General features: G+C 48.8%; 5 protein-coding genes, 4 tRNA genes, 1 rRNA gene and 1 other RNA gene. 2 read left to right on the top strand and 9 right to left on the bottom strand.

All coding sequences use genetic code 11. The annotated features are described in order from the left end of the window. From V2S86_RS25260 to V2S86_RS25235, 6 genes are all read right to left on the bottom strand, one after another. On the bottom strand, positions 1–172 hold a 172-nt coding region (locus tag V2S86_RS25260; RefSeq protein WP_235163334.1), incomplete at its 3' end, for a GTP-binding protein. Positions 173–281: 109 nt separating this feature from the next. Beyond that, positions 282–357: transfer RNA gene (locus V2S86_RS25255), tRNA-Thr, on the bottom strand. A 6-nt stretch (positions 358–363) separates the two neighbouring features. Then, positions 364–438 (bottom strand) — tRNA-Gly (locus tag V2S86_RS25250). A gap of 37 nt (positions 439–475) precedes the next feature. Continuing rightward, a non-coding RNA gene (locus V2S86_RS25245) (RtT sRNA) lies at positions 476–591 on the bottom strand. Between the two features lie 46 nt (positions 592–637). Further along, positions 638–722 (bottom strand) — tRNA-Tyr (locus tag V2S86_RS25240). Positions 723–746: 24 nt separating this feature from the next. Further along, positions 747–822 (bottom strand) — tRNA-Thr (locus V2S86_RS25235). 398 nt (positions 823–1220) lie between these two features. On the opposite strand from V2S86_RS25235, the gene V2S86_RS25230 reads away from it, so the two are divergent. Next, the gene (locus V2S86_RS25230; protein WP_330764610.1) at positions 1221–1769 is read left to right on the top strand and encodes a GNAT family N-acetyltransferase; all 549 of its coding nucleotides are present in this window, start codon (positions 1221–1223) and stop codon (positions 1767–1769) included. A gap of 220 nt (positions 1770–1989) precedes the next feature. Further along, complete coding sequence (gene coaA / locus V2S86_RS25225; RefSeq protein WP_065505742.1) at positions 1990–2940, top strand: type I pantothenate kinase; 951 nt, start codon at positions 1990–1992, stop codon at positions 2938–2940. Between the two features lie 46 nt (positions 2941–2986). On the opposite strand, the gene birA is transcribed toward coaA, so the two are convergent. The 3 genes from birA to rrf all read right to left on the bottom strand — a co-directional run. Then, positions 2987–3949 carry a bifunctional biotin--[acetyl-CoA-carboxylase] ligase/biotin operon repressor BirA gene (gene birA, locus V2S86_RS25220; RefSeq protein WP_330764608.1) on the bottom strand — a complete coding sequence of 321 codons (963 nt, stop codon included), beginning with the start codon at positions 3947–3949 and terminating at the stop codon, positions 2987–2989. Then, positions 3946–4983 carry a UDP-N-acetylmuramate dehydrogenase gene (murB, locus tag V2S86_RS25215; protein ID WP_330764607.1) on the bottom strand — a complete coding sequence of 346 codons (1038 nt, stop codon included), beginning with the start codon at positions 4981–4983 and terminating at the stop codon, positions 3946–3948. The genes birA and murB overlap by 4 nt, the downstream gene beginning before the upstream one ends. A gap of 632 nt (positions 4984–5615) precedes the next feature. Then, positions 5616–5719: ribosomal RNA gene (gene rrf / locus V2S86_RS25210) — 5S ribosomal RNA — on the bottom strand; the annotation flags it as partial.

The following is a 5719-nucleotide window of genomic DNA, read 5'->3' as shown; positions in this document are numbered from 1 at the left end:
CTTTTTCTTCTGGCGCGTTATCGATCTGGTCGAAAGCACGTGCAGAACCGCCGTAGGTTTTAGCCAGAACGGTGGTGATTGCTGCAGTCAGGGTAGTTTTACCGTGGTCAACGTGGCCGATAGTACCGACGTTAACGTGCGGTTTTGAACGTTCAAACTTTTCTTTAGACATCGATTGTCCCTCTAAGACACGGATAAATCGGTGGTATCACCACATCAACCAAGCATTTGCCTGTTGAATCCAGAACAGAAAGAAAATCAGGGGGCGAGATAATAAGAAGTGGTGCTGATAGGCAGATTCGAACTGCCGACCTCACCCTTACCAAGGGTGCGCTCTACCAACTGAGCTATATCAGCACATCTTGGAGCGGGCAGTGGGAATCGAACCCACATCATCAGCTTGGAAGGCTGAGGTAATAGCCATTATACGATGCCCGCATCCTGGAACTCGGCTACCTGACTTTTCTGTAGAATTTTTAGGTGGGAGAAGGATTGTTCGTCGCTTAACTCTCACCCTTCGGGCCTGCTGCGCTTTGCGCTGCACAACTCGAACCTTGCTGAAGGCTTTCACCTTCCCCTTCCGCAAATTAACAGCCGCGAATTATTCGCTGGTCAGTCAACTGCCGAAGGCAAGATTTGGTGGTGGGGGAAGGATTCGAACCTTCGAAGTCTGTGACGGCAGATTTACAGTCTGCTCCCTTTGGCCGCTCGGGAACCCCACCAAATTTTAACTACTGTGACTTGATTGGTGCCGGCTACCGGAATCGAACTGGTGACCTACTGATTACAAGTCAGTTGCTCTACCAACTGAGCTAAGCCGGCATCAAGTGCAGCGCATTCTAGGTAGACCGAGCGGCCTATGCAACAAAAAAATTGCGTTTCGCGTACTTTCGCTCACAAATCACCCAATTATGCATAGTGTCTGGCAATTGACAGCGCGCAGCGGGCAAAGATTCATCAATTGCAGGAATCATTCTCTACAATTTAATCCACTTTTTGCAAATATTGCCCCTTCCTTTCCCCGTGCCCATTTTCTCAAATCCGTAAACCGAAATCAGGAAACTGTGAGCGGGATCGATGCACCAGAAAAGGGAAGAATGCCCCACGTGACGGCATCAACTACAATTATCCCTCACCTCTTTACCGCCGGAGCGCCCTTCGCCGCTCTGGCGCAATTATTGCTTATCTTCATTACCCCCTTCATCCAGGAGGAATGACCGATGAAAATTGTCCTGATTAATGCCGCCACGCTCCCCATTTACCGCAATGAACTGGCTCGTCTGTTGACCGATGCAGTGACGCATGGAGCCTCTGTGGGCTACGATACGCTGATCCCGCATGAAGACGCCGAGAGTTACTTCCACAGCTTGAGGCCGGCCTTGGCCAAAGGGGCGCTATTGCTGTGGATCGCCAGAGACGAGCGCGGTGTCATCGGCACGGTTCAACTCGAGTTGTGTCAGAAACCGAATGGACGCAACCGGGCTGAAGTGCAAAAACTGTTAGTTCACAGCCGCGCACGCCGCAATGGTGTCGGACAAGCCCTGATGAAGGCATTGGAACAGTCGGCGCTGCAGCAACAGCGTGGCCTGCTGTATCTCGACACACAGGCAGCTTCCGCCGCAGAAGCGCTGTATCGCTCGCTGGGCTATCGCTGTCTGGGAGAGTTGCCCGACTATGCCGCCGCACCCGATGGCTACTATCATCCGACGGTCATTTATTACAAACGCCTATTTACGGTTAACCAAGCCTCCTCCGCCATCGCCAGCTAGCCTGAAAGCGGTATCCTTCCCCAGAGATACCGCTTTGCAACACCTCTGCAATCAACTGCGCGCCGCTTCTCACAATTGACATAAACTGCCGCCAATCGATAACTTTTGCGAAAAAAGTCTACGCCAAAAACCAAGCTGTCTATAATATGCAGCTTGTTTATTATCTGGAGTTGGCGTCCGGCGCCTTTCCCAACCTGCGTTAACAGGCAGAATTTGGCTTATGATAAAAAGAGATCAATCTTTAGCGACGCCTTACCTTCAGTTCGATCGTAACCAGTGGGCTGCGTTGCGAGATTCGGTGCCACTGACGCTGTCAGAAGAAGAGATCGTTAAACTAAAAGGGATTAACGAAGACCTCTCTCTGGAAGAGGTAGCACAGATTTATCTGCCGCTATCGCGTCTGCTGAACTTCTATATCAGCTCCAACCTTCGTCGTCAGGCCGTGCTTGAACAATTCCTCGGTACCGATGGCCAGAAAATTCCCTATGTCATCGGCATTGCCGGCAGCGTTGCCGTAGGTAAAAGCACTACTGCGCGTTTGCTGCAGGCATTACTTAGCAGTTGGCCGGAACATCGCAGCGTTGAACTGATCACTACCGACGGTTTCCTGCATCCAAACAAGGTGCTGAACGAACGTGGGCTGATGAAGAAAAAAGGATTCCCGCAGTCCTACGATATGCACAGTCTGGTCAAATTCGTTTCTGAGGTGAAGTCAGGCGCCAAACGCGTGACGGCTCCTGTATATTCTCATCTGATCTATGATGTTGTTCCGGATGGTAATAAAGTTATTGAGCAGCCGGATATTCTCATTCTGGAAGGGCTAAACGTATTACAAAGCGGAATGGATTACCCTCACGATCCTCATCACGTATTTGTTTCCGATTTTGTTGATTTCTCAATATATGTCGATGCCCCTGCCCAGTTATTGCAAACCTGGTATATCAATAGATTTCTGAAATTCCGTCAGGGCGCATTTTCTAATCCTGATTCTTATTTCCACAACTATGCAAAGCTGCCCGAAGCGGAGGCCATCAACATTGCCACCCAGCTTTGGAATGAGATCAATGGCTTGAATTTACAGCAAAATATTCTTCCAACCCGTGAGCGCGCCAGCCTGATAATGACGAAAAGCGCTAATCATGCCGTCGAACACGTACGTTTGAGAAAATAATGCTATAAAACAAATGGGGACAACGTCGGTCCCCTATCAACAATCGTTATTCAGCGCTACGTAGGGATATTTCCCCACCAATAAATGGATTAATCACACCATTCTGCTCGAGCAATAATGCCCCTTGCTGATCAATACCACGTGCAATACCAAAAATTTGTTGCTCACCTATTAGCAGTTTAACCGGCCTATCAATAAAGTTATCCAAAGCGCGCCAACGTGAAATAAAGGGTGCCAGCCCGTCAATTTCAAACTGCTGCAAAGATTGGCGCAACTCATTCAGCAAGGTTGCTGCCAGCTCATTGCGATCTATGCTAATCCCCGCTTCCTGCAGATTTATCCACCCTTGGTTGATAGCATTCGCATTGCTTTCACGCATCGCCAAATTGATACCGGCACCAATCACCAAATGCGCGGCATCACCAGTCTTTCCGGTTAATTCAACTAAAATACCCGCTAGTTTACGATCGTTGAGATACAAGTCATTCGGCCATTTAACCCTGACATCTTCAGCGCCCAAGCGTTGTAACACCTCTGCCATCACTATGCCAATCACCAGACTCAGGCCAATTGCGGCTGCAGGCCCTTGGTCCAGACGCCAAAACATCGAAAGATACAGATTGGCGCCAAACGGCGATATCCATTGCCGTCCGCGGCGGCCACGGCCGGCCTGCTGATACTCAGCGATACAAGCATCACCTGACTGTAACTCAGTGATGCGGTCCAGCAAGTATTGATTGGTGGAGTCTACGACAGGTAATACAGTTACACGCTTATCTACCAGTCGACCAAGAATACTGTCAGCATCCAATAGTTGAATGGGGCCAGGCAGACTGTACCCTTTTCCCGGTACGGTAAATACATCCAGCCCCCACTCACGAATGGTCTGGATATGTTTATTAATCGCTGCGCGACTCATCCCCAGATATTCGCCAAGATGCTCGCCTGAATGAAAACTGCCGTCAGCCAATAGCGCAATTATCTTTAATGGTACTTTAGAGTCTTTCATGCGAGAACTTCCAGGGCATTTCGTTCGCCCGTCGCGCCAATAAAACGGACTTCAGGTTCCAACCATACATCGAACTTCTTCGCTACCGTATCACGCACATGGCGCGCCAAAGCAACTACGTCCTGACTGCTGGCATCATTCAGGTTAACCAGAACGAGCGCCTGTTGACGATGTACCGCTGCACCGCCAATTTGATAGCCCTTCAACTCACATTGGTCGATCAGCCAACCGGCAGCCAACTTCACCTGGCCATCACGTTGCGGATAATGTGGCATACCGGGGTACAAAGCAACCAGCTCAGCGCCCTTCTCCTCGCTGACAAGCGGGTTCTTGAAGAAGCTACCTGCATTACCGGTCACAGCAGGGTCAGGCAACTTGCTACGGCGCATTGCGCATACCGAATCAAATATCTGACGTGCCGTCACCGTTTCCGGATCCATTTTCGTCAGATCGCCATAATTCAGCATCGGGCGCCACTGTTTGCTCAGTCGCAAGCCTACGCCGACAATGATATGGCCGGTCTGAAAATGATGCTTGAAAATACTTTCACGATAACCGAATCCACACTCTGATGTCGGAATACGATCGATGGCTCCTGTATTAAAGTCCAGTAAATCAACGTAGTCGCATACACTTTTTAGTTCGATGCCGTAGGCACCGATATTTTGAATAGGCGCAGAACCGACCAGCCCCGGGATTAGAGCCAGGTTTTCCAACCCGGGAATACCCTTGTCCAGCGTACTGCAGACCAAACCATGCCAGTTTTCGCCGGCACCGACATGAAGGTACCAGGCATCGTTCTCTTCTCTGATATCGATACCTTTGAATTGATTGATCATAACCGTACCGGCAAAGTCCTCAAGAAACAGGACATTACTCCCTTCACCGAGCACCAACAATGGCTCTTGACGCTTTTGCGTTTTCTGCCAGACCTTGATCATTAATTCGATTGTATCTGCAATGACCAGATGCGCTGCGTTGACCGGGAGCGCAAAGGTATTGTGTTTTTTTAAAGACGCACGTTCAGTAGACATAATGTTAAATACCTATACGGAAATAAACTTCTGCCTAGTCTACTCGATTCGGCGCGCTAGGCTAATGTTTGTTTTTATTGATTTTAATTTAGCCTGGTTATCATCCGTGTGAAAAATACTTCTAATTGTTTTATAAGGAAATATTTATACAAATTGATGGGCAATACAATGAAGATAATTGGCGACATGATTAATACAGACATTATCTTAGGTAGAGATTTATAGTCACATAGCAATAACCTACTATATTAGCGCTATTTATATATATCTAATATTACTCATCGTTTTTATACATTGCTCATACTTATGATTATAAATATAACCTCAGTAGCCTTTTATTTATTCAGAACTGTAGCAACTGAGACGTTGGCCACATGCCTGCGTTCGTTGTTTCCTCGCCCCAAAGCAAAAAGCCCCATGCTTTCGCATGAGGCTTTCGACTTTATTTGATGCCTGGCAGTGTCCTGCAATACTCGTCTCATCCTGAGACTCGCCCCTTCGGGGCCGCCGCAAGCGGCGTTAAAGTCCGTTCCCGACGGGCTTTTCGCATGCCCATGCTCGTGTAGAACACCCAAAAATAGATAAAACAAAAAGCCCTACGCTTTCGCATAGGGCTTGTTGCTTTATTTGATGCCTGGCAGTGTCCTACTCTCGCATGGGGAGACCCCACACTACCATCGGCGCTACGGCGTTTCACTTCTGAGTTCGGCATGGGGTCAGGTGGGACCACCGCGCT

Origin of the sequence: Serratia sp. C2(1) (assembly GCF_036352655.1) — a bacterium.
GTDB lineage: Bacteria > Pseudomonadota > Gammaproteobacteria > Enterobacterales > Enterobacteriaceae > Serratia > Serratia inhibens.
The sequence above is the reverse complement of the archived record's forward strand: the minus strand, read 5'-3'. Positions and strand labels throughout refer to the sequence as shown.